Source organism: Pseudoalteromonas sp. 2CM28B (assembly GCF_023161935.1).
Genome location: NZ_JALNTH010000004.1, coordinates 119,717 through 142,680 on the forward strand (window position 1 = coordinate 119,717; position 22,964 = coordinate 142,680).

Annotated in this window: 19 protein-coding genes and 1 tRNA gene; 2 read left to right on the top strand and 18 right to left on the bottom strand. The window is 40.1% G+C overall.

Going from position 1 to position 22,964, the window contains the following annotated elements; genetic code table 11:
- Window positions 1-66: 66 nt before the first annotated feature.
- From MTN96_RS07295 to MTN96_RS07340, 10 genes are all read right to left on the bottom strand, one after another.
- Complete coding sequence (locus MTN96_RS07295) at window positions 67-1,200, bottom strand: hypothetical protein (protein WP_248531104.1); 1,134 nt, start codon at window positions 1,198-1,200, stop codon at window positions 67-69.
- Window positions 1,184-2,062 carry a lipoprotein NlpI gene (gene nlpI / locus MTN96_RS07300; RefSeq protein WP_248531105.1) on the bottom strand — a complete coding sequence of 293 codons (879 nt, stop codon included), beginning with the start codon at window positions 2,060-2,062 and terminating at the stop codon, window positions 1,184-1,186. The genes MTN96_RS07295 and nlpI overlap by 17 nt, the downstream gene beginning before the upstream one ends.
- A 140-nt stretch (window positions 2,063-2,202) precedes the next feature.
- Window positions 2,203-4,329, bottom strand: coding sequence for a polyribonucleotide nucleotidyltransferase (pnp, locus tag MTN96_RS07305; protein ID WP_004585889.1), 2,127 nt, complete (start codon window positions 4,327-4,329; stop codon window positions 2,203-2,205).
- A 500-nt stretch (window positions 4,330-4,829) separates the two neighbouring features.
- Window positions 4,830-5,099 (bottom strand): 30S ribosomal protein S15, encoded by a 270-nt coding sequence (gene rpsO, locus MTN96_RS07310; RefSeq protein WP_004585888.1) that lies wholly within the window; start codon window positions 5,097-5,099, stop codon window positions 4,830-4,832.
- Window positions 5,100-5,208: 109 nt separating this feature from the next.
- Window positions 5,209-6,153 (bottom strand): tRNA pseudouridine(55) synthase TruB, encoded by a 945-nt coding sequence (gene truB, locus MTN96_RS07315; protein WP_248531106.1) that lies wholly within the window; start codon window positions 6,151-6,153, stop codon window positions 5,209-5,211.
- A complete protein-coding gene (gene rbfA, locus MTN96_RS07320; protein WP_004585886.1) occupies window positions 6,153-6,560 on the bottom strand; it encodes a 30S ribosome-binding factor RbfA in 408 nt (135 codons plus the stop codon). The genes truB and rbfA overlap by 1 nt, the downstream gene beginning before the upstream one ends.
- A 109-nt stretch (window positions 6,561-6,669) precedes the next feature.
- Window positions 6,670-9,327 carry a translation initiation factor IF-2 gene (infB, locus tag MTN96_RS07325; protein ID WP_004585885.1) on the bottom strand — a complete coding sequence of 886 codons (2,658 nt, stop codon included), beginning with the start codon at window positions 9,325-9,327 and terminating at the stop codon, window positions 6,670-6,672.
- 25 nt (window positions 9,328-9,352) lie between these two features.
- Window positions 9,353-10,852, bottom strand: coding sequence for a transcription termination factor NusA (gene nusA / locus MTN96_RS07330; RefSeq protein WP_004585884.1), 1,500 nt, complete (start codon window positions 10,850-10,852; stop codon window positions 9,353-9,355).
- Window positions 10,853-10,890: 38 nt separating this feature from the next.
- A complete protein-coding gene (gene rimP / locus MTN96_RS07335) occupies window positions 10,891-11,346 on the bottom strand; it encodes a ribosome maturation factor RimP (protein WP_004585883.1) in 456 nt (151 codons plus the stop codon).
- Window positions 11,347-11,626: 280 nt separating this feature from the next.
- Window positions 11,627-11,703: transfer RNA gene (locus MTN96_RS07340), tRNA-Met, on the bottom strand.
- Between the two features lie 376 nt (window positions 11,704-12,079).
- On the opposite strand from MTN96_RS07340, the gene MTN96_RS07345 reads away from it, so the two are divergent.
- A complete protein-coding gene (locus MTN96_RS07345) occupies window positions 12,080-12,541 on the top strand; it encodes a globin (RefSeq protein ID WP_004585882.1) in 462 nt (153 codons plus the stop codon).
- 90 nt (window positions 12,542-12,631) lie between these two features.
- A complete protein-coding gene (locus MTN96_RS07350; RefSeq protein WP_248531107.1) occupies window positions 12,632-14,188 on the top strand; it encodes a cryptochrome/photolyase family protein in 1,557 nt (518 codons plus the stop codon).
- A gap of 58 nt (window positions 14,189-14,246) precedes the next feature.
- Here the strand turns inward: MTN96_RS07350 and MTN96_RS07355 are convergent, their stop codons facing one another.
- From MTN96_RS07355 to MTN96_RS07390, 8 genes are all read right to left on the bottom strand, one after another.
- Window positions 14,247-14,693, bottom strand: coding sequence for an Hsp20 family protein (locus tag MTN96_RS07355; RefSeq protein ID WP_004585880.1), 447 nt, complete (start codon window positions 14,691-14,693; stop codon window positions 14,247-14,249).
- Between the two features lie 247 nt (window positions 14,694-14,940).
- Entirely contained in the window at window positions 14,941-15,471 is a 531-nt protein-coding gene (locus MTN96_RS07360; RefSeq protein ID WP_064386792.1) for a peroxiredoxin-like family protein, read from the bottom strand.
- Window positions 15,472-15,729: 258 nt separating this feature from the next.
- Entirely contained in the window at window positions 15,730-17,148 is a 1,419-nt protein-coding gene (locus tag MTN96_RS07365) for a sigma-54-dependent transcriptional regulator (protein ID WP_374274989.1), read from the bottom strand.
- A complete protein-coding gene (locus MTN96_RS07370) occupies window positions 17,135-17,506 on the bottom strand; it encodes an Hpt domain-containing protein (protein ID WP_024033793.1) in 372 nt (123 codons plus the stop codon). Before MTN96_RS07370 ends, MTN96_RS07365 begins: the two co-directional genes overlap by 14 nt.
- Before the next feature lie 87 nt (window positions 17,507-17,593).
- Window positions 17,594-18,415 (bottom strand): bifunctional diguanylate cyclase/phosphodiesterase, encoded by an 822-nt coding sequence (locus tag MTN96_RS07375; RefSeq protein WP_235207553.1) that lies wholly within the window; start codon window positions 18,413-18,415, stop codon window positions 17,594-17,596.
- 298 nt (window positions 18,416-18,713) lie between these two features.
- Window positions 18,714-19,004: a hypothetical protein gene (locus tag MTN96_RS07380; protein ID WP_054982201.1), complete on the bottom strand. Its 291-nt coding sequence runs from the start codon at window positions 19,002-19,004 to the stop codon at window positions 18,714-18,716.
- A gap of 538 nt (window positions 19,005-19,542) precedes the next feature.
- The gene (locus MTN96_RS07385; protein WP_248531109.1) at window positions 19,543-22,347 is read right to left on the bottom strand and encodes a PAS domain-containing hybrid sensor histidine kinase/response regulator; all 2,805 of its coding nucleotides are present in this window, start codon (window positions 22,345-22,347) and stop codon (window positions 19,543-19,545) included.
- Between the two features lie 10 nt (window positions 22,348-22,357).
- Window positions 22,358-22,951 carry an isochorismatase family cysteine hydrolase gene (locus MTN96_RS07390; RefSeq protein ID WP_248451045.1) on the bottom strand — a complete coding sequence of 198 codons (594 nt, stop codon included), beginning with the start codon at window positions 22,949-22,951 and terminating at the stop codon, window positions 22,358-22,360.
- Window positions 22,952-22,964 lie beyond the last annotated feature (13 nt).

A 22,964-nucleotide genomic window follows, 5' to 3' on the forward strand; every position in this document is an offset into this window, starting at 1 on the left:
AATACGTACAGTTATACTTATAAACGGCCATTTTGTCTATAGATAGCAAGCCTAATCGATTTAAATTTAATCAAGCTGAGCGGTTTTAGCAGCATTGATTTGATCAACCCACAAAGCCCTGTACCGCTTTGATAAACCTAGTTGTTGATACTGCATAATTGACCATTGCTTAGTTGGCTTATATGCCACGCCGCCTTGCTGGCAACTTAAGCTTTTGTGCCATCCATTTGGCGCAGCCTCACCTTGCGAAATATATAAATTTGGGGCTACGTATCCTTGGCGCTTACACAACCAGCGCTGTTTAGAAATAGGCAGCGTATATTCATCTTCAAAACCACTAAAGTGCATTAGCTCATGCAAAAATACATTATAGTTTGCTTGGGTACTTAGCTGCATTTTTTTACCTGTTACATTGGCGCTGCCGCTCGTACCCATAATTACAGTGTAGTCATAGCTGTTAGTAGACTGCGCTTTTAAGTGCGCGTTTTGCCATAAGCAATTAGCCATGTTCGAGGTGGTAGCGCAGTCAATTGCGCCCCCAGCGTAAACCGGTTTACTTAAGCAATACGCCCCGCTTTGCGGCTCAGGTTTTTTATTATACTGCGCGGCAAAACTTGATAACTTAAACAAGGCTTCTCTATTTACACCCAATAGCAGCACATTGTAACTACAGCTATTGTTAATCGGCGGGCGTGTATTTAACGCTGCAAAACCAAGTTGATGTAAAAAGGAAGGCGAAACTTGCTCATAGTCACTCCCTTTGTGCAGCGCTAAATGGTTAAATGCCGCGCCTCTAGGCAGTAAGTTTTGAGCTAACAATAGTTGAAGGTCATTCCAGCGACCTTGCTTTAAAAGAGCATGCGCGAGTTGTTGGCGCTTGTTGTGCCCAACATGCTCAATACTTTGTAGCCAAAATAACTTTGCTTGCTCGTTTTTGCTTGTATTGATAAGCGTTAAAGAATAATTGTACTGGGCTGATGGGATATTTTTACGCGCTAAAAAGCCTAAGGTCAGCTCGGGAAGATGCGCTATATTATTTGAAAAGTAACGGGGAAATTGCCAATAACTTTGCAGAGGATTAGCCTGAGCGTGAAGTACATGCCAAAAGCTAATGCTGCTTAACTGGTTGCTAGAGCCTGCAATAAGCAGGCTAAAAAGCAAACCAATTAGATAACACGGGTATTTAACTAGCGTCTGCACCAGCCATAAGCTCAAGCTCTAAACGTGCATATTTGTATTCAATAAACTCATGCACATTAGTGGATAATGCCAACCTAAAGTAATCAGCAGCTAAAAACTGCTCACCGGCTGCTTGGTGCATTTTGGCTAAATAAAAGTACGCCTCGCACAAGCGCTGTGCGTATTCTTGCTCTGACTTAACGCCATCGCTAATACCCGATAAAAACGTATGCTCACTCATATCGCCGGTATATAGCGAAATTAACTGATACGCCCATTGCGATTCATCAAGGGCTGCAGCATTTGTTTTAAGAGCCGCTAATGCTTGTTGTTTATCCTCTTGCGACTGTGCAAGGTAAAGCCATAAAACACGGTAAGGATCGTTGGGTGAACGCGCTAAAAACTCATCAAAGTCACTTTGCGCTAGATTTGCTCTTTCACCATAATACAGTGCAATGCCACGGTTTAAATAAGCGTATTCATGCTCTTCATTAAGCTCAAGGGCTGAGTCAAAAAACTCATACGCTTTTTCGTATTGCTGCATTAACGTGTGCTGAATACCTAAAAAGTTATACACCTCAGCTAAATCAGGCTTTAGTTTTATAGCGCGGTTAAAATCAATGCGCGATAACGTGGTCATTCCTAAGCTATCAAATAATACCCCACGGTCATAATAAAGCTTAGCTTGTTGCTCAGTACTTAAATCGGCTCTATTTAATAGCTCAGAGTAACGTGCAATCGCAATTTCACTTCTAAAGTCAGATGCAAGGGGTGCAGTAAAAGGCACATTAACAATCGGCGTAGGTTTTGATTCAGTCGTGGTTTGGCAAGCGCTTAAAGACAAAATAGCAAAAGATGCCAAAGCTAAATGTTTGAGTATCATTAAAATCCTTAATACCAAGATATATCGCAATAAAAATAAGACAGACCTTGTCTAATAAGGTTTCATTAAAGCATAAAAAAAGGGGCTAAACAGCCCCTTTTTTATTATCCCGCGTATATTAACGGGTTAAAGTTTAGCAATTATGCGTCTTTCGACTCATCAGCTGCAGGTGCTGCTGATTCCATTGCTTCTTTAATGCTTAGACGTACACGGCCTTGGCGGTCTACTTCTAGTACTTTAACTTTAACTTCTTGACCTTCACTTAAGTGGTCAGTTACGTTGTTAACACGCTCTGTGCTGATTTGAGAAATATGCACTAGGCCATCTTTACCAGGAAGAATGTTTACAAACGCACCAAAGTCAACAATACGTACAACTTTACCAGTGTAGATAGTACCTACTTCTAGTTCTGCTGTTAATTGCTCAATACGTGTAATTGCGTTTTGCGCGCTTTCACCGTCTGTTGCAGCAATCTTAATTGTACCGTCGTCTTCAATTTCAATTGTTGTGCCTGTCTCTTCAGTAAGTTGACGGATTGTAGCGCCACCTTTACCAATTACTTCAGCAATCTTCTTAGCAGGAATTTGCATAGTGTAGATGCGAGGAGCAAACATTGATAATTCTTCAGAAGGAGCAGAAATCGCTTCATCCATCACACCTAAAATGTGTAAACGTGCAGCTTTTGCTTGTTTAAGCGCAATTTGCATGATTTCTTGTGTGATACCTTCAATCTTGATATCCATTTGTAGTGCAGTGATACCGTTAGTAGTACCTGCTACTTTAAAGTCCATGTCACCTAAGTGATCTTCATCACCTAAGATATCTGAAAGAACAACAAACTTCTCATCTTCTTTCACAAGACCCATCGCGATACCCGCAACAGACGCTTTAATTGGTACACCCGCGTTCATAAGTGCTAGTGACGTACCACAAACAGATGCCATTGAAGACGAACCGTTAGATTCAGTGATTTCAGATACAACACGAATTGAGTAAGGGAACTCAGTAAGTGTAGGCATTACAGCAGAAATACCACGCTTAGCTAGGTTACCGTGACCAATTTCACGACGCTTAGGAGAACCTACAAAACCAGTTTCACCTACACAGAATGGAGGGAAGTTGTAGTTAAGCATGAAGTGGTTTTTGTGAGTACCCGTTAAATCATCGATTAACTGTGAATCACGTTCTGTACCAAGTGTAGCGGTAACTAATGCTTGAGTTTCACCACGAGTAAAAATTGCAGAACCGTGAGTACGTGGTAATACACCTGTCATTACGTCTAGTGCACGGATCATGTCTGGTTCGCGACCATCGATACGTTTTTCACCAGCAGTGATGCGGCCACGTACAATTTTCTTCTCTAAAGAACCAAATACTTTACCTACTTCTTGCTTATCAAGTGTTTCATCTTCAGCAAGCTCGCTTGTAAGCGCTTCAATTACAGCGTCTTTTGCTGCAGTTAATGCTTCTTTACGCGCTACTTTATCGGTAATACGGTAAGCTTCACCTACTTTATCAGCAGCAAGTTCAGCTACTTTTTCTTCAAGCGATACGTTTTTCTCAGGTGCAGACCAATCCCATGTAGGCTTGCCCGCTTCTGCTTTAAATTCGTTAATTGCGTTGATAATAGCTTGAGATTGCTCATGGCCGTATACAACCGCACCTAGCATTACGTCTTCAGCTAGTACGTCAGCTTCTGATTCAACCATTAGTACTGCGTTATCAGTACCTGCAACTACTAAATCAAGTTGGCTTTCTTCAAGCTCTTTTAGTGTTGGGTTAAGTACGTACTCACCGTTGATGTAACCAACGCGTGACGCACCAATTGGGCCGCTAAATGGGATACCAGAGATAGCAAGTGCTGCTGATGTACCAATCATCGCAACCATATCTGGTTGGATTTCAGGGTTTACAGATACAACGGTTGCAATAACTTGTACTTCGTTTACGAAACCATTTGGGAACAGTGGACGAATTGGACGGTCAATAAGACGTGCAATAAGTGTTTCGCCATCGTTAGGACGACCTTCACGCTTTAAGAAACCACCCGGGATACGACCCGCAGCGTACATACGCTCTTGGTAGTTAACTGTTAGTGGGAAAAAGTCTTGACCAGGTTGAGCTTCACGCTTACCAACTACAGTAACTAATACTGACGTGTCGCCGATGCTTGCTAATACTGCGCCGTCTGCTTGACGTGCGATTGCACCTGTTTCTAGGGTAACTGTGTGTTGACCTAGTTGAAATTCTTTAATAATTGCTTGCACTTAAAATATTCCTTAAATGTTTTTATATTTCATTAATAAGTGTCATTAAAAGGGCCAATTACAGTACATAATTGTATTCAGTTGGAAATCAATTAAGTACTACAATTGGCAAAATTTTTAATGACTGCAGATAACCTATTTATCTACGCGCATAGTATATACCAAAGCGACGTAAAATTGCGAGCCTACCCAAAGATAAAACGTAATCGCTTTTGCCACATTATTTTTTAATTGTTTTATAGAAAGGCGTTTAGTTAAGCGTGTAATTTTTAGCTATTAAAAACCTTTAGATAGCTAGGTGAATAATTCGCTATTAAATTGTTCTTAAAGATAATTTTAACGCAGTGGTTGCAAGCGTTGCCTACCCTTAATTGTTAAGTGCTAGCACAAGGTTGGTGTTATTTATATTAAAGGGAGGTTAAGTTAACGATGGGGTGTGAAGCGTTAAATTTAGGCACAAAAAAAGGAGCTATAAAGCTCCTTTTCTCGTAATCAAGTTCTTAGCGACGTAGGCCAAGCTCTTGGATTAACGCAGTATAACGCGAGATATCTTTACCTTTAAGGTAATCAAGCAATTTACGGCGAGTACTTACTTTACGAAGCAGACCACGACGTGAGTGGAAGTCATGCTTGTGGTCAGCAAAGTGACCTTGAAGCTTGTTGATATCAAAAGTAAGTAAAGCTACTTGTACTTCAGGTGAACCAGTGTCGCCTTCAGCACGTGCAAATTTAGCAATGATATCGATTTTTTCTTGATTGCTTAGTGACATAATAACTCCAAAAGTTAAATTTAATAGGTGCTTTAGCCGATCACTAATTCAGCCAAAACGATTAAGCGGGCGTATTCTACCAACTATGAGAATAACTACAAGTTAAAGTTTACTCGGGTTGCTGATTAGACAAGCCACGCTTTGATTTTAAATGCCCGTCAGGGTTGCGCTCACCGGTACCAATAAACACACCATCGGCCAGGACTTTAATTGCCCCGCCGGGTAAATCAATGCCTAATACGACTGCTTGGCCATGGCTAAACGAAACACCCTGCTCTTTGCTAATTTCTACAACGGGTAAATCAACCAATGCACTATCCATTGGCAATAGTAATTCATCAAGGTATGTAGAAGGGGCAACCTCTTCTTCTTTAGCCTTAGCTAACAAGGTTTCAAGGTGCTCAAGCGATACCATTTTATCTTTAGGGTAATGGCCAACCGCTGAGCGATGCAGCATAATAACATGTGCGCCACAGCCTAGGTTTTCGCCTAAATCATCAACAATGGTACGAATGTAGGTCCCTTTAGATACATGGGCGGTCATTTGTACTTCGTTGTTTGCTTCATCAAACTCATCAAGCGTTAAGCTAAACACGTTTATTTTTCGGCATTTACGCGGTACTTCAATGCCCTCACGCGCGTATTTATATAAAGGCTTACCTTCATATTTAAGCGCTGAGTACATTGATGGATACTGATCTGACTCGCCTAAAAACTTTTCAATTTCTGCGGCTAACTGTTCAGTGGTAACGTTTACATCACGGGTTTCAACCACTTCGCCATCTGAATCAGAGGTCGTTGTGCGCTCACCTAGCTTTGCTCTTACCACATAGGTTTTATCTGTATCGAGCAAAAATTGGGTAAACTTGGTCGCTTCACCAAAGCAAATAGGCAGCATGCCAGTGGCCAGTGGGTCTAGCGCACCGGTATGGCCAGCTTTTTGGGCAAAATAAATACCTTTAGCTTGCTGTAGGGCTTTGTTCGATGAAATGCCTTGAGGTTTGTTTAACAACAAAATACCATCAATCGGACGGCCTTTACTGCGTCTTGCCATTAGTCTTTAGTGCCTTCTTCGCTATCAGTTTCATCATCAACATGTTTAGCGTTATCTTCGCGAATAACCGAGTCCACTAAGTTAGAGATACGCATCCCTTCCATTAGTGAGTTATCTACTACAAATTTAAGCTCAGGCATTATACGAGCACGAATACGCTTACCCAGTAACGAGCGGATATAGCCCGTTGCTTCGTTAAGTATTTTTGCGCTTTCTTTTGCTTTGTTTTCATCTTCGGTATTAAACACCGTAATAAAAACTTTTGCGTAAGATAAATCGCGCGATACTTCTACCGCAGACACTGTCACCATGCCTAAGCGCGGATCTTTAATTTCGCGTTGTAAAATTACAGCAATTTCTTTTTGAATTTGCTGAGCAACACGATCAGTGCGAGAAAATTCTCTCATGATTGTTTTCCTAAAATCATAACTTACTGAATTAAAATAATAAGTTAATTAAATAATGGATACAGAAATGGGGGCAAAGCCCCCATTTACAATCTTAGTTTACGAGCAATTAAAGTGTACGTTGTACTTCAACTGTTTCGAATACTTCGATTTGGTCACCAACGCGAACATCGTTGTAGTTCTTAACGCCGATACCACATTCCATGCCGTTACGAACATCTTGAACGTCATCTTTAAAGCGACGTAGTGACTCAAGCTCACCTTCGTAAATAACCACGTTATCACGTAGTACACGAATAGGTGCGCTGCGTTTAATAGTACCTTCAGTAACCATACAACCAGCAATTGCGCCAATTTTTGGAGACTTAAACACGTCACGTACTTCAGCAAGACCAATAATCTCTTGCTTAAACTCAGGAGCAAGCATACCAGACATGGCTTGCTTAACTTCTTCGATTAGCGCGTAGATTACGCTGTAGTAGCGAAGGTCTAAGTTTTCAGTATCAATCACTTTACGTGCAGATGCATCGGCACGAACGTTGAAGCCAACTACGATTGCGTTAGATGCAGCAGCAAGTGTTGCATCAGTTTCGGTGATACCACCTACGCCAGAACCAACAATCTTCACTTTTACTTCATCAGTAGAAAGCTTAGTTAGTGAGTCTGAAATTGCTTCGATTGAACCTTGAACGTCTGCTTTAAGTACCACGTTAACTTCTGATACATCGCCTTCAGCCATGTTAGTAAACATGTTTTCAAGCTTCGCTTTTTGCTGACGAGCCAATTTAACGTCGCGGAATTTACCTTGACGGTATAAAGCAACTTCACGCGCTTTACGCTCATCTTTAACAACAGTCGCTTCATCACCTGCAGCCGGAATACCAGATAGACCTAAAATCTCAACAGGAATAGAAGGACCCGCTGATTTAATGTCTTTACCGTTTTCGTCTTTCATTGCACGAACACGGCCGTATTCAAGACCACACAGTACGATATCACCTTGGTTAAGGGTACCTGATTGAACTAAGATAGAAGCAACCGGACCACGTCCTTTATCAAGACGAGATTCAATTACAACACCTGCTGCCATGCCTTCTGATGGAGCACGAAGCTCTAAAAGCTCAGATTGCATAAGAACAGCTTCAAGTAAGTCATCAATACCTAAGCCTGTTTTAGCTGAGATATGAACGTACTGCGTATCGCCGCCCCAATCTTCAGGGATAACGTCTAACTGAGCTAGCTCGTTTTTAACGCGATCTGGATCTGCGCCTTCTTTATCCATTTTGTTTACAGCAATGATTAAAGGAACGCCAGCTGCGCGAGCATGCTGTACCGCTTCTTTAGTTTGTGGCATTACACCATCGTCAGCTGCAACCACTAGGATTACGATATCTGTCGCTTTAGCACCACGTGCACGCATTGATGTAAACGCGGCGTGACCCGGTGTATCTAAGAAAGTGATCATGTTGCCGTTAGTTTCAACGTGGTATGCACCAATGTGCTGTGTAATACCACCGGCTTCGCCTGATGCAACTTTAGCTGAACGAATGTAATCAAGCGTTGATGTTTTACCATGGTCAACGTGACCCATTACAGTTACTACTGGCGCACGCGGCTCAGACTTACCATCTTCATGACGGTCATTTAGTACTGTTTGCTCTAATTCGTTTTCTTTAACGATGATAACTTTGTGACCCATTTCTTCAGCAACAAGTTGTGCTGTTTCTTGGTCAATCACTTGGTTAATGGTAACCATGTCACCCATTTTCATCATTGTTTTAACAACTTCAGCGCCTTTAACAGCCATGCGTGATGCAAGCTCAGCTACTGTAATTGTTTCGCTAATACGCACTTCATTTTTAACATCGGCAGTAGGTTTTTGGAAACCATGTTGCAATGACGTAGGTGCTTTTAGCTTGCCTTTACGGCCTTTAGCGCCTGCAAATTTATCTTTTGCTGGGGCTTTTTTCTTTTTCTTCGCGCGGCGTGAACCTTGCTCATCACGTGCATCGGCAACATCTTCTGCCTCACGTGCATAAGTAGAAGTCGTAAGATGGTGATCCGCGGTTTCTTCGCGTTTCTTACGTTCTTCTTCTTCTTTTTTCCAGCGAGCTTCATTTTCTTCAGCTAGCTTTCTTGCCTCTTCTGCTTGACGTTTCGCTTCTTCTTCAGCTTTCTTCAATGCGGCCTCTTCTGCTTCTTTCTGCAGACGCTCAGCTTCGATGCGATCTTTCTCAGACTTAGCACTTTGCTCTGGGGTCATCTGCTGTTGTTTAGCTTTACGCTCTGCATCTGCTTTGCGTTTAGCTTCTTCTTTGGCTTTACGATCAGCGTCTTCTTTTGCTTTACGTTCTGCCTCTTGTTTCGCTTTTAATTCAGCGGCTTCTTGTGCAGCTTTTTGCTGCTCTTCGATACGCGCTTTTTCTTCAGCGGCTAGACGTTGCTGTTCTTGCTCTTGCTCCATTGCGCTCTTTTTCACGTAAGTACGTGTTTTGCGAACTTCAACTTGAACAGCTTTTGCCTTACCCGTAGAGCCCGTTACACTTAATGTGCTTTTGCTCTTACGTTGTAAAGTCATACGTGCTGGGCCATCTGAACCAGTACCACCGTGCGATTTGCTTAAGTGATCAAGTAACTGTGCTTTTTCAGCTTCAGTTACATTATCCCCTGCTTTTTTAGTGATACCCGCTTGTGAAAATTGCTGAAGCAATTTATCAACAGTTGTACCTATATCGCCGGCTAGTTTTTCAACATTTACTTCTGCCATAGTGTGTAATACCTCCGTTAATAAATTACTCGTCTGCGAACCAACAAATATTACGTGCAGCCATAATTAGCTCACCTGCTTTTTCAGGTGTTAGCTCTGTAATATCTACCAATTCATCAATACCTTGCTCAGCTAAGTCTTCAAGTGTAATTACACCCTTGCTTGCCATAACAAATGCTAGATGACGCTCTAAGCCTTCAAGCGCAAGTAAGTCTTCAGCAGGCTCTACACCTTCTAAGCTTTCTTCCGTTTTAAGCGCTTTAGTGGTTAATGCATCTTTTGCACGTGAGCGCAGTAAATCAACCGTTTCTTCATCTAGGCCGTCGATTTCTAAAAACTCAGAAGCCGGCACATACGCTACTTCTTCAAGTGTTGAGAAACCTTCGTTGATAAGTAATGATGCAAATTCATCATCAATATCTAAGTTTTCAGTAAATAAGTTAATTAACTTATCTGACTCTGCTTCGTTTTTAGCGCGCATGTCTTCAACAGTCATTACGTTTAGTTCCCAGCCAGTTAATTGGCTTGCTAAACGAACATTTTGACCATTGCGACCAATTGCTTGTGCTAGGTTATCAGCTTCTACAGCGATATCCATTGAATGAGTGTCTTCATCCATTACGATTGAAGCTACTTCAGCCGGTGCCATTGCGTTAATAACAAACTGCGCTGGGTTGTCATCGTAAAGTACGATATCAACACGCTCGCCACCAAGCTCTGATGATACAGCTTGAACACGTGCACCACGCATACCAACACACGCACCTACTGGGTCAATACGCTTGTCGTTAGATTTAACGGCGATTTTAGCGCGTGAACCCGGATCGCGTGCTGCAGCACGAAGCTCAATCATTTCTTCGCCAATCTCTGGCACCTCAATGCGGAATAATTCCATCAGCATTTCTGGTTTTGAACGCGTTACAAATAACTGTGCGCCGCGTGCTTCAGGTTTAACTTCGTAAAGAAGACCACGGATACGATCTCCTGGACGGAAGTTTTCACGTGGCAGCATATCGTCACGGTAAATAACCGCTTCTGCGTTGTTACCTAAATCAAGTACGATTGCATCACGTGTTGCTTTTTTAACGACACCTGTTACTAGCTCGCCTTCTTGATCTTTATAAGCTTCTACAACTAAAGCGCGCTCAGCTTCACGTACTTTTTGTACGATAACTTGCTTTGCCATTTGTGTAGTTATGCGGTCGAATTTGATAGATTCAATCTGTTCTTCAACATAATCACCCAGTTGCAAGTCAGGTTCTTCAACTTGAGCTGCTTCTAATGTGATTTCGCTGTAAGGGTTTTCTAAAGAACCATCTTCTTGAACTTCTGCAATCTGCCAACGACGGAACGTGTCGTAATCACCGGTTTTACGGTCGATTGATACACGTACTTCAATTTCGCCATCGTGTTTTTTCTTTGTCGCTGTTGCTAGAGCGAACTCTAACGCTTCAAAAATCTTTTCTTTTGGAACCGCTTTCTCATTGGAAACGGCTTCAGCAACCAATAATATCTCTTTTGCCATGGGTAATGCCTCGCTTGCCCTATTCCTTCGCACTCGAATTAAAACTTTGCGATGATGTTCGCACGTTCGATATTGCTAAGCATGATTAAGTGCTCTTCGCCATCGCTTTTAAGTGTGATCATATCACTGCTAACTGCTACTAAGTCGCCTTTAAAATTACGGCGACCGTCTTGTGGAAGCTTAGTACGCACGCGTACTTCCTCTCCTTGCGCCTTCTCGTAGTGATCTTGTTTGAATAATGGACGATCAACACCAGGAGACGATACTTCCAAATCATATTCGTTTGTAATTGGGTCTTCGACGTCTAAAATCGCACTAATTTGGCGACTCGCATCCGCACAATTATCAACAGATATTCCATCCTCATGGTCAATATAAACCCTTAAGGTAGAATGGCGGCCTGCTTGTACAAACTCAAGACCATGTAATTCAAAGCCTAACATTTCTACTGCAGGCGTAAGCATGGTTAATAAATCTTGCTCAAGTTTTGTCACGAAAATCCTCCATACAAACAAAAAAAGGGCTTATAGCCCTAAAATACTGAGTTTAAGTTTTGATTTAATGACAAAGCCATAAATCAATGGTGCAGATACAACAACGCCCCGAACCAAGCGGGGCGTCACACCAATAAAGCATAAAACTGTGTGGCCTCAGGCCAAGCTTGGCTGCGGGTCATTACACTGACCAAATTAAACTACATTAGCTTAAACGCAAAACGCGCATTACTTAGAATGCGCGATATAGAATTAGTAAGGATATACCTACTATAAAAATTGGTTGCGGGAGCCGGATTTGAACCGACGACCTTCGGGTTATGAGCCCGACGAGCTACCAGGCTGCTCCATCCCGCGCCAATAGATATTAAACCTAAAATTCAATATCGCTGTTAGTGGTTAATCAACCGCTAAACAATGGCGGCTATTATAAGGATATACGGGGTAATTAGCAACCATAATAACTAATAAGTTTGATAAAATCAGTGACCCCCCATTTTAAGCTTCACCAGTATGTACTATGATTATGCAGACGTTAAAATGGTAATCGTAACGTCACTAATATGTACGTAAAAAGCCATATATTCATAAATAAAATATCTAAAATTCATAAAACTGATACAATTTTGTGCTTTTTACGTTTAGATTACGTGCGATATTTGAGCAACGCACTATACTAAAAGCTCACCGATGTGGATAAAAATAAAAATTACAAAATTTAATGAGATTGCTAATGAATACTTATCAGCCACAGTTAATTAAAAGTTTGCATATAGTTAAGCCAAACTTTCATGCGTTTACCGCGCGCTTTCATGCAAAGCTTGAAGAGTCAAATATAACAATGCAGTACCCAAGTGCCGCTTATTTTAACGAAAAAAGTTATATTTTATATTGTGTTTTAGAGCGTATAGTTAGGCATTTAGATAACCCATCTTCTGTTGCCCCATTTTTAACCTTTCACTTGCAATACTTAAAAAAGATGGGCGTTACACCAAAAGAAATATCGCTACTGTGCGATGCCTTTTACGATACCTTAAACGAGCACTTAGGGCGTTTATTCACCGCACAAACACAGTTTGCTTGGCAAAAAGCGCTTCGTTATTTTGAAAGTTTTGCTAATACAACTTTGTTTAACAAAACAAATGTTATTTCGCTTGAGCAAAAAATCACTCAACTTCGCACAAGTAAGCTTTAAGTAATACAAGCTTTAGCTTTTATGCACGTATGAGCAAACTACCTAGATCCACGTTGTCGCTTTTTACGTACAACTAAATTTAGGTGGTTTATGGCTCATTATAAAGTGTTGCGCCTAATTTTAGGTGATCAACTCAATGCTTCGCATTCGTGGTTTAAAGAAAAAGAGCCTGATACGCTTTATTTAATTGCCGAGTTAAAACAAGAAACCAATTACGTTAAGCACCATGTGCAAAAGTTATGTGCTTTTTTTTATGCGATGGAGCGTTTTGCTACAGCTTTACAAAGCGCGGATTACAGCACACTGCACCTTACCCTTAATGATACCCACCAAGACAAAACCTTGCCTGATTTACTCACGCGCATAGCCAAACAGTATCGTTGCAGTGAAATACATTATCAATACCCTGATGAATTTCGCCTCAAAGCACAGCTAAGTAAATTTAAAAAAGAGTCTGGTTTTCGCGTTAAAGCCTATGACACCGAGCATTTTATGCTGCCTTTTGAACGTATTAACGAGCGGTTTGAAAAAAACAAACATGTGACTATGGAGCACTTTTATCGTGCTATGCGCAAGCAATACACTATTCTTATGGATGGGAGTAGCCCGCAAGGAGGTCAATGGAACTTTGATAGTAATAACAGAAACAAATTTAAAAAAGCAGATTTGAACGCTATCCCCCCGCCAAAATTATTTAATAACGATGTAAGCTCTATCATTAGCAGACTTAAAAAACATAACGTAAATTACTTTGGTGAAATAAATCCTCAGCAGCTGCCATGGCCGCTCACTCGCAAACAAGCCAAAACGTGTTTAGAGTATTTTTGTATCCACCTACTAAAAAATTTCGGCCAGTTTCAAGATGCAATGACCGACCAAGTTACAAATAACGCCAGCTTGTACCATAGCCGTTTATCATTTGCTTTAAACGCCAAGTTAATCCACCCGCTGTACGTTATTAGGCGTGTAATTGACGAATTTAATGCTCATCCCGACACAATTTCGATTTCTCAAGTAGAAGGCTTTGTTAGGCAAATCCTAGGTTGGCGTGAATATGTTCGCTGTATATATTGGGCAAACATGCCCGACTATGCACAAAAAAACCAATTACAGGCTAACCAGTCGTTACCGGAGTACTTTTGGCAGGGTAATGTAAAAATGAACTGTTTAAGCCACGCATTAACGCAGAGCTTAGACACCGCATACGCTCATCATATTCAAAGATTAATGATCATTGGTAATTTTTGCTTATTAACAGGCATCGACCCTAATGAAGTCGACCAGTGGTATTTAGGGGTTTATATTGATGCCATTGAATGGGTTGAAATACCTAACACCCGTGGCATGAGCCAATTTGCAGATGATGCTATTATCGCCACTAAACCCTATGCAGCCAGTGGTAATTACATCAATAAAATGAGCGATTACTGCAAAAACTGTCATTATGATGTTAAGCAAAGAGTAGGTGAGAAGGCGTGTCCTTACAACAGCTTATATTGGCAATTTATGGATAAACACCGCGCATTACTTGAAAAAAACCCACGCATTGGCATGGTTTATAGAAACTGGGATAAACAAACACCCCAACTTCAACAGCAGACCTTAGCCCAAGCAAATTATTATTTAACGCATATAAACAAGTTATAAAAACGAAAAAACCGCCTCAGTTGAGGCGGCTACAATCAGGGAAAATGTTTATTAGCGATTATTTACCTTCGATTAGGTTTCCACCGCCAATTTCAATTTTACGAGGTTTAAGTGCTTCTGGGATTTCGCGCTCCAGGTCAATGCTAAGCAGACCGTTGGCTAAATCGGCACCGAGTACTTTTACATGATCCCCAAGTTGAAACTTACGCTCAAAGTTACGTTCCGCAATACCTTGATGAATAAACTTGCGCTCTTCATTTTCATCTTTGTTTGGTTTAGTGCCTGCAACTTTTAAAGTGTTGTTCTCTGACTCAATGGTGAGTTCATTTTCACTAAAACCAGCAACGGCCATAGTGATTCTGTATTTGTCTTTATCTAGTGCTTCGATATTGTAAGGAGGAAAGCTAGGCTGCTTGTCTGTACGAGCTGCCGCATCCATTAAAGATGCTAAATGATCAAAGCCGATGAATGAACGATAAAGTGGTGATAAGTCTACTGTACGCATAATAATATCCTCATATTTAAGCGATATAATGTTGTTACTTTTCCTTTGAACAAGTACAACATAATTAAATTAATAATATAAATTTCAATAACTTCTGTCTTTTTTGGGACCCATCAGGCGTCCTCACTAAACTATTTATGGGCAGTAAAATAGTTTTCAAGTAATTAAATTAAAAAAAGTGAAAAAAAAATAAAAAAGAGCACAAAATGTGCCCTTTTCGTATATTCATCAAATTACTCAATACACGTTACTTAATAAAAGTACCGCGAATTGGGTAGTCGTTTTCGCGTGAAAATTTAATACCGCCTAGCAGCTGCTTAAGGCTTGGGCGAACAAATGGGCTATTTGATTTATCAAGCATCTGTACTTGGTTGTCTTCGTTTAAAACAATAATACAAGGCTCAGCAAATGGGTGATCTGTTTCAGCATCACTGCGCGGTTCACTTATGTATAAGCCTAAATCAGTCATTTGCTCAATGGTTAAATTGTAATAAAGAGGGAAATTTACGTCTATTTTTTCAAGATGCTTTTTAAGCTGCTCTTCGCTATCGCCACTTACTGCTACAACTTCTACACCTGCGCTGGCAAAATCGTCATGCATTGTTGCAAGCTCGTTGAGTTGCTCGGTACATTTAGGGCAATGCTGGCCTCTGTACACCACTATCATTTTCCAAGGTTTGTCGCTTACGCGGTCAACTAAATTCACGTCATTGTTATCTAAATCGCTTACCACTAAAGGCTGCATTACACTCGCTGGCTGTAAATTAACGTTACTCATTATGATCTCCTTTTACTATTAAACTTAGGGTGTAGTAATAGAGCTTAGGGTATCTTTGTTTATTTCAACCATGAAAATGTAACTGAGAACGAAATGGCAGGCGACTCGCTTTTATTAAGTAGCCTTGTTTAATATGATTAGGAGAATTATAAGCTGTAAGCAGAATAATAAAATGTTAGATAAAACAGGCATCTTGCTCTTTTTAAGTAGCATTAGCACAGTATAAACACCAAGAAGATGTGAGCAAGAAGCGTAAAGCTAACTCCAGCCTTTTATTTTTCTGTAAATAGTCGAGGCGCTTACGCCTAAATAGGCCGCAGCAAGTGGAATGTTATCATCGCATACGGCTATTGCCGACTCTATTGCCCTTTTTTCAACTTGCCACAGGGGCTCTATGTCGTGTACGCCCATAAGCGAGTTAGTTTGTATTTGCTCCGCAGATTGAGACGAGCTGGTATTTTTGATTGGAATAGCAGAATTAACACCAAATGAGCTTGGCAACATATCTAACTCAACTACGTCACCCTCGTTGATAACAACGATATTTTCGATAACATTTTGCAGCTCACGGATATTACCGGGCCAATCGTAGTTGCAAAAAAGGTTTTCAACTTCTTTTGAAAAGCGATGAAATAATTTAGCGTTACTTTCACTTTTTTGCTTTAAAATATGCTTTGCAAGCAACATTATATCGCCAGCTCGTTCGCGTAGCGGAGGTAACTTTACAGGAATAACATTAAGCCTATAGTATAAATCTTCTCTAAAACGCCCTTCGGCAACTTCAACTACAGGGCTTCTATTTGTTGCACACACTAGCCTTACATTACTGTGTAAAACCTCGCTACTACCTACCCGATTAAACGCACCCGTTTGTAAAAAACGCAATAACTTAGCCTGTAGGTTGAGCTCCATTTCACACAGCTCATCTAAAAATAAAGTACCACCGTTTGCAACTTCTACAGCCCCTTTCCTGTCACTTAGCGCTCCGCTAAAGGCCCCTTTTACATGGCCAAAAAACTCTGACTCAAATAACTCTCCTGGAATAGCAGCACAGTTAATTGCAATAAATGGCCCTTCACTTCGTGGGCTAGTGTCGTGCAAAGTTTGCGCGCACACCTCTTTACCTGTGCCACTCTCACCGGTAATAAAAACACATGCTTTGCTTCGCGCTGCACTATCTAAAAGCCTAAACACCGTTTGCATTGCTAACGATTCACCAATAAACCCAGAAGTGTTTTGCGCTTTTTGTTCTTGAATTTTAACTGCAGGAGGTGCTTTTTGCGAAAGCGCGCTATCTACGGCGCTCACTAAGCGCTGGCCTGAAAACGGTTTTTCTAAAAAATCAAAACCACCTAAACGCATTGCCTCTACTGCAACATCAATAGAGCTATTTGAGGTGATCATGACTACGTTAGCGGGCTTTTCTTGCTTTTTAACAAACTGCAGCACTTCTAAGCCACTAATGTCGGGTAAACAAACATCTTGGACAATGACATCAGGCATCATCTCTTTTATACCTACCAAGGCAGAGTAGCCATCGGTAAAGTGTTTACATTCGTGCCCTGCTTGCTCTAATTGACTCGCATAAAGAGCCCCGCTTGCAATGCTGTCTTCTACTATATAAACCAGTGATTTTTTTGAGAATCGTTCATGGCAGAGCCTTTTAAGTAATATTATTAGCAATAACTTGGTATGCAGCGTGGGTTTTTTCTAGATTATGTTGAACGATCTGAGCAGCGTGAATATTTTCATCAATGGTAACGGGGGGGTAATCATGTAATTGACTGGCAAGGGCTGCCAAAGTTAATGCGCCATATAGCGCCGCAGAATTTTTAAGTACGTGCATTATATCTTTAATATTATCTTCATCTTGCTCATCAATTGCATTTTTAAGACGAACTCGCATTTCTTCTAATTCATTAATAAATAAGTTTACCAGCCTTACTAAAGTGAGTGAGCCAACATCTTGCTCTAATTGCGCTAGCACATGAGCTTGAGTGATGGTGTTATCAATATATTCTTCAGGTATTGGCATATTAGGCCTTTATTTATTATTGTGATACAAAGCTTTTATACTTTTAGAGTAAGTCGTTTTTCGCATTTTGCAAATCTAAACATTAAGTTAAGTGTACATTTTTACCCATGTCGCCGTATTATTAGCTAAACTACTTGGTCTTCCGAGTAAGTAACCTTGTGCTACATCACACCCTAGCTGCTCTAATATTTGTAATTGCTCGCGCTGTTCAATCCCCTCAGCAATGGTTTCTAACCCGAGTCTTTGCGCCATAGCAATAATTGCACTACACAGAGTAAAGTCTTCATTGTTCGTTGTAATGCCACTTATAAAGCTGCGATCTATTTTTAGCCCATCAATATTAAACTGCCTTAAAAGGCCTAAAGAGGCATAGCCCGTTCCAAAATCGTCTAGCCAAATTTTTACCCCTTCTTTATGAAAATGCTCAAATGTTTTAGCAATACGCTGCGGACTTTTTATTAATGCTGTTTCTGTTAATTCTACTTTTATGGCTGCGGGGTCTATTTGATACTTATCAAGTAAGCTCATTACTTTAGAAAACACATCCCCTTCAATAATTTGTACCGGCGAAATATTCAATGAAATAGTTATATCATTCATACCTATTTTTCTCATTTGGCTTAAATCGCTTAGGGTTTGCTTAAAAATCCAATCACCTAAATCTAAAATCATACCTGACTGTTCTACATGCGGAATAAATTCATCTGGGCCAACAACACCATAGCGTGAAGATTCGCAGCGTACTAATGATTCAAAGCCAACTAATTGCCCACTTGTTAAAGATACAAGCGGCTGGTACACCATATTAAAACAATGGTTTTTCATTGCATGAGCCATAATTTGCTCAAGTTCATGCCAGCGTGCAATGTTGACAGTATTGATAGGCTCTAAACTTTTAAAAGCATTCATAAATTTCTCCACAAATAAGGGCTCACCGTAAGCTTGTTACATAAATTGCAAATTGCAGACCAAAACGACCCGTCAAAATAAAAAATAAATACATAAAATTCAATTAGTTAAAGACGGGCTGTTAGTCAAAAGTTATTGATGGGTATATTTGCATTTTGCAAATCACACTGACACGCAAGCTGATTTAAAGTGGGAGCAGGAGTAAGCGATGGTTTGGGTATAAAGTGGCTTTAAAAATAAAAAGGCTGACCTAATTGCTTAGAGTCAGCCGAAATAAATACTAAAGGAGAAGTATTGTTTAGTTGTTTAAACCTTGTGTGCCTGATTGGGCAGGTTGCTCATCTATGTTTTGAGCGTAGTTTAATGTGTTGCTTTCAATAGTGGCATTATCTAAATCACTATTGCTAAATTTATTTGTGAACATCTCGGTATTACCTTTATTAACAGGTTCAATAGTAACGGTGCCTCGCAGTGCTGTTGCACCAACAATAACAGCTGCAACAATAATTATAGACAGCACCATTAACTCTGGAGTAAGAACAAAAGACATTTTTTTTGGTTGCTGTTTAACTTTAGTATTAGTTTGCATAATGGACACCCTTAAAATTTATTTAACTACTTAGCAAATTTATATCAATGATAACTTCGCTCTACTTGGTGTTTATATTGCGAAAGCCATGCCAAAATAAATTTAATGATGATAAAAAATTTAAGTCCTTATAAATCAATGGGTGAATGAATTGCTTTGATAGGGAGAATAAAAAATAGCTAAGCGGATATTTGCATTATGAGATTCAATTTCATTTTGATTTGCAAAATGCAAATCAATTTAAAAACAACCATTAAGAACCAATCTACACAACCCAATCAATTAAAAAGGATTAGTATTTAAGCATTTTTTACAGTTTTGCTTAATACATTAAGGCTTTTTAGGCAGTAAAAGTAATTGACTACGCATTACTCAATCGCCACCGCTTTTTTGAGAAAACAGTCAATTTTAACCTTTTGAGGTTAAATTTTTGCTAAACCCACTATTTACGTTTATTTACTTAACAACTTAAAACTTTAATCAAAATACCTTAAGGCCATCTATAACTATTAACCTAAAAGCACGGTTGCATTGCTTGTTACTTTAATAACGACCAAATTTCGTTAATGCGCTCTAACTTAGAGTGTTTAGCGTCATTAAGTTTTGGTAAGTATTGATTTAAGAGCAAATTGAGTTTTTCGCTAATAATTGGTTTAGCTAAATAGTCATTCATTCCTGCTTTAATAAAACGCTCTTTATCTCCATGAATCGCATTCGCTGTTAACGCTATAATAGGGGTGACAATAGCTAACTCTCTGATTTTTTTAGTGGCAGAAATACCATCTAAAATTGGCATTTGAATATCCATAAATATTAAATCTATTGTTTGCGTTTTAACTTTTTCAATCGCCTCTTGCCCATTACTGGCTATTTTAACTAAGCACCCTTGCTGCTCTAAAAATTGCTGAATCACAATTTGGTTATTTTTATTGTCTTCAACCACGAGTACGTGCGTACCTTTAAATGGCTGAGCATTAATAGTGGCTGTGTTTAGTGTGGTTTCTTTTTTATTAGTAAAAATAATATCAAGATGAAAAAGCTCTTCCTCAAGCGCAGCAATCGCTCTGGGCAAATGCGAAGGCTTAAAAGGCCCATTAAACATCAACATACCAGAGCTCGGCGCCTCTGTTTTTTGGTTTTTACCCAGTAGGTCTATGAGTAATAAACACGGTTTATTTAGGCTCTTGTAACTTTTTAAAAATTGTTGCGCTGCGTCTAAATCGGCTTTATTAGTGGTAACAATAGCGTCGGGCGTATTGATACTGTCTAGCTTTTCGATGTTTTCAAGGCGTGAAAAATCTATCGAATGGCGAGTAAGCATATGCTCTATCGCCGTGTTTAATTGCAAGTTTTTACTAATCACACACACATAGGGCTTTTTGGTTCTGGCTGAAAAGCCTTCTCTTTGCACCTGCTCGCTTGTATCTATTAACAAAGGGTAATTCACAATAAACTCACTCCCTTTACCAAACTGCGAGTTAACAGTAATGCTGCCCCCTGCAGCATCACATATTTGCTTACATATGGCTAAACCTAAGCCACTGCCGCCATATTCTCGAGTGATAGAGTTATCTGATTGAATAAACGGCTTAAACATACTCTCGAGCTTGTTTTGCGCAATCCCTATTCCTGTATCTTTAAAGCTAAGCTGCAACGTAAATTTATTATTTTCAAACTCAACACACTGTGCTGTCACTATAAGTGAACCCTTTTGAGTAAACTTAATGGCATTTGAGAGTAAATTTATTGCAATTTGCCTTATACGACCATGATCGCCCACCACCTGCGCAGGAACATCAGGGTGCAGATCAAAAATAAGTTCGAGGCCTTTTTGCACGGCGCTTTCACTTACAATATCGATAGCCTCTTCTAAGCAAATATCGAGGCTAAATGGCTGATTATCTATTGAGATTGCTTGCGCTTCAAAGCGTGAGTAGGTCAGCACGTCATCTAAAATACTCAATAATGCATCTGAACTTGTTTTAATCATTTGGGTGTAACGTTTTTGATCTGTTGTGAGACCCGTGTCGTGTAAGATATCTGCACAGCCAATCACTGCATTTAAAGGTGTGCGTATTTCATGGCTTATATTGGCCATAAAGCGACTTTTAGACTCAGCCAACGATTCAGCCTGGTGCTTAGCATCTAAGAGTATTTGTTCAGCTATCACACGTTCTTGAATATCAACCACGGTCGCCGCTATAGACGTTAAGTGTGTGCCATTAAATGAGGTAATGGGTGTGAGGGTCATTTCAACCCAATTTGGCTCATTAAGCGCGTTGGTTAACCTAATATCCAAACGTTTAACTTCTCGATTGCCACTACTGTAGCCTGTAAGAGCTGTGTTTAGCTTTTCCACATCCTCACCCATTACAAAATTAGCAATGGGTAAGCCAAGGTGTTTATTTATGTCTGTTTGGAAAAAATCTTGCCATGCTTTGTTCATAAACAATAACCCGCCCTGCGCATCTAACCTCAATACAATATCAGGGATGTTATCGACTACAGAGTGGTAGTTATATTCTATTTCTGCCATGGCTTGTTCAGCTTTTACACGCTGGGTAATGTTGGTTTCTATGGCTATAAAATGCTTAACATTACCGTCATCATCTTTTACGGGGGTGGCATCAATAGCAACCCAGTATTCGTTTTTATTTTTATCATAATTAACGGTTTCTATTTGAAAAGGCTCGGCATTTTTAATCGCTTTAGCCATTAACTGGCGCGACTCTAGGCTTGTTTTAGGCCCTTGCAACAGTTTACCGGGGCTAAGCCCGATGACTTCTTCACATTTATAACTAGTAAGCGTTTCAAAGCTTTTATTAACCCATTCTATTTTGCCAAATCGGTCGGTAATTATAACTAAATTATTGGTGTGGCTTGCCACTAAAGAAAGTCGCTTAGCGTACTCTTGTTGCTGGGTGAGTAAGTATTGGTAGTCTTTATGTCGTTGAATGTCGTGTAACGAGCCAATAAACCCGCCGCTATCGTCGCAAGCCAAGCGCATTTCAAACCAGTTAGTAAGGCCGTCATTATTTTTTACTTGCAGCTCTATACTGGCACTAAAAACGCCTTCAAAAATAGACTCAATATACGCTGACAGCTTTAACGAGTCTTTGGTCTCTAACAGCGATGTGATTTTTTTACCTATTAGCATGGCCGGCGTAAAACCCAACTTATTAAGCCATGCTTCGTTCACGTAGCTAAACACTAAATGTTTATCACATTCAAATACACACTCATCAAGTAAGGCAAGTAACTTAGTCTGCCTGCGGGTGTTTGCAGAAAGCTGCTCTATTAGCGCGTAATGAACTTGTACTTGTAGCTCGTCTTTTTCTTCCATATGCGCCTCATTAATTTACTAATTCTGTATGGCTGCACACCTTGGCATAAAGCGGAAAAACCTCTTCACAGTAAAATGATTGCTCAAACGGCGTTCTGCTTGATGTACAGTCATTAAGTACCGTCACATTAAAGCCAAGCTCTACCGCAGAGCGCGCCGTAGAGTCAATGCAAATAGAGGTCACCGTGCCTGCTAAAACAATGTTAGTGATGCCATTTTTATTAAGCACATTTGCAAGCTCTGTATGAGTAAACGCATTTAACCCGCGTTTACCGGGTATTTGCATAATACGTTTGCCATATTTATCAAACTCTTTAATGCCTTGAGCACCATAAGAGTCGGCTTTAAAAGCCCCTACTTCGGCAATCACTTTTAATATACCAATTGGGTTTTTAAGCTCGCTATAATCTTGTGTAAAGTGAATAGGCGTACTGAGCACTAATGCAAATTTATCTATGTATTTGTCTAGCAGCGCTAACGTGTTATTTACCACGCCGGTTACTCTTGATGACTCTTCAACCACTTGGTATAAAATGCCATCAGGCGAAAAGTAATCATTTTGAAAACCAATGAGCAGCAAAGCTGTTTTTGATAAATCGTTCATAACGTCCTCCTAA

Bases quoted from the DNA above. Each gene is read 5' to 3' on its own strand.
- MTN96_RS07370 (WP_024033793.1), bottom strand. From the start codon at position 17,506: ATGCCAATACCTGAAGAATATATTGATAACACCATCACTCAAGCTCAT.
- MTN96_RS07375 (WP_235207553.1), bottom strand. From the start codon at position 18,415: ATGAATGCTTTTAAAAGTTTAGAGCCTATCAATACTGTCAACATTGCA.
- MTN96_RS07385 (WP_248531109.1), bottom strand. From the start codon at position 22,347: ATGGAAGAAAAAGACGAGCTACAAGTACAAGTTCATTACGCGCTAATA.
- MTN96_RS07380 (WP_054982201.1), bottom strand. From the start codon at position 19,004: ATGCAAACTAATACTAAAGTTAAACAGCAACCAAAAAAAATGTCTTTT.
- nlpI (WP_248531105.1), bottom strand. From the start codon at position 2,062: ATGATACTCAAACATTTAGCTTTGGCATCTTTTGCTATTTTGTCTTTA.
- nusA (WP_004585884.1), bottom strand. From the start codon at position 10,852: ATGGCAAAAGAGATATTATTGGTTGCTGAAGCCGTTTCCAATGAGAAA.
- MTN96_RS07360 (WP_064386792.1), bottom strand. From the start codon at position 15,471: ATGAGTAACGTTAATTTACAGCCAGCGAGTGTAATGCAGCCTTTAGTG.
- infB (WP_004585885.1), bottom strand. From the start codon at position 9,327: ATGGCAGAAGTAAATGTTGAAAAACTAGCCGGCGATATAGGTACAACT.
- rpsO (WP_004585888.1), bottom strand. From the start codon at position 5,099: ATGTCACTAAGCAATCAAGAAAAAATCGATATCATTGCTAAATTTGCA.
- MTN96_RS07345 (WP_004585882.1), top strand. From the start codon at position 12,080: ATGAATACTTATCAGCCACAGTTAATTAAAAGTTTGCATATAGTTAAG.
- MTN96_RS07350 (WP_248531107.1), top strand. From the start codon at position 12,632: ATGGCTCATTATAAAGTGTTGCGCCTAATTTTAGGTGATCAACTCAAT.
- MTN96_RS07355 (WP_004585880.1), bottom strand. From the start codon at position 14,693: ATGCGTACAGTAGACTTATCACCACTTTATCGTTCATTCATCGGCTTT.
- truB (WP_248531106.1), bottom strand. From the start codon at position 6,153: ATGGCAAGACGCAGTAAAGGCCGTCCGATTGATGGTATTTTGTTGTTA.
- MTN96_RS07390 (WP_248451045.1), bottom strand. From the start codon at position 22,951: ATGAACGATTTATCAAAAACAGCTTTGCTGCTCATTGGTTTTCAAAAT.
- rbfA (WP_004585886.1), bottom strand. From the start codon at position 6,560: ATGAGAGAATTTTCTCGCACTGATCGTGTTGCTCAGCAAATTCAAAAA.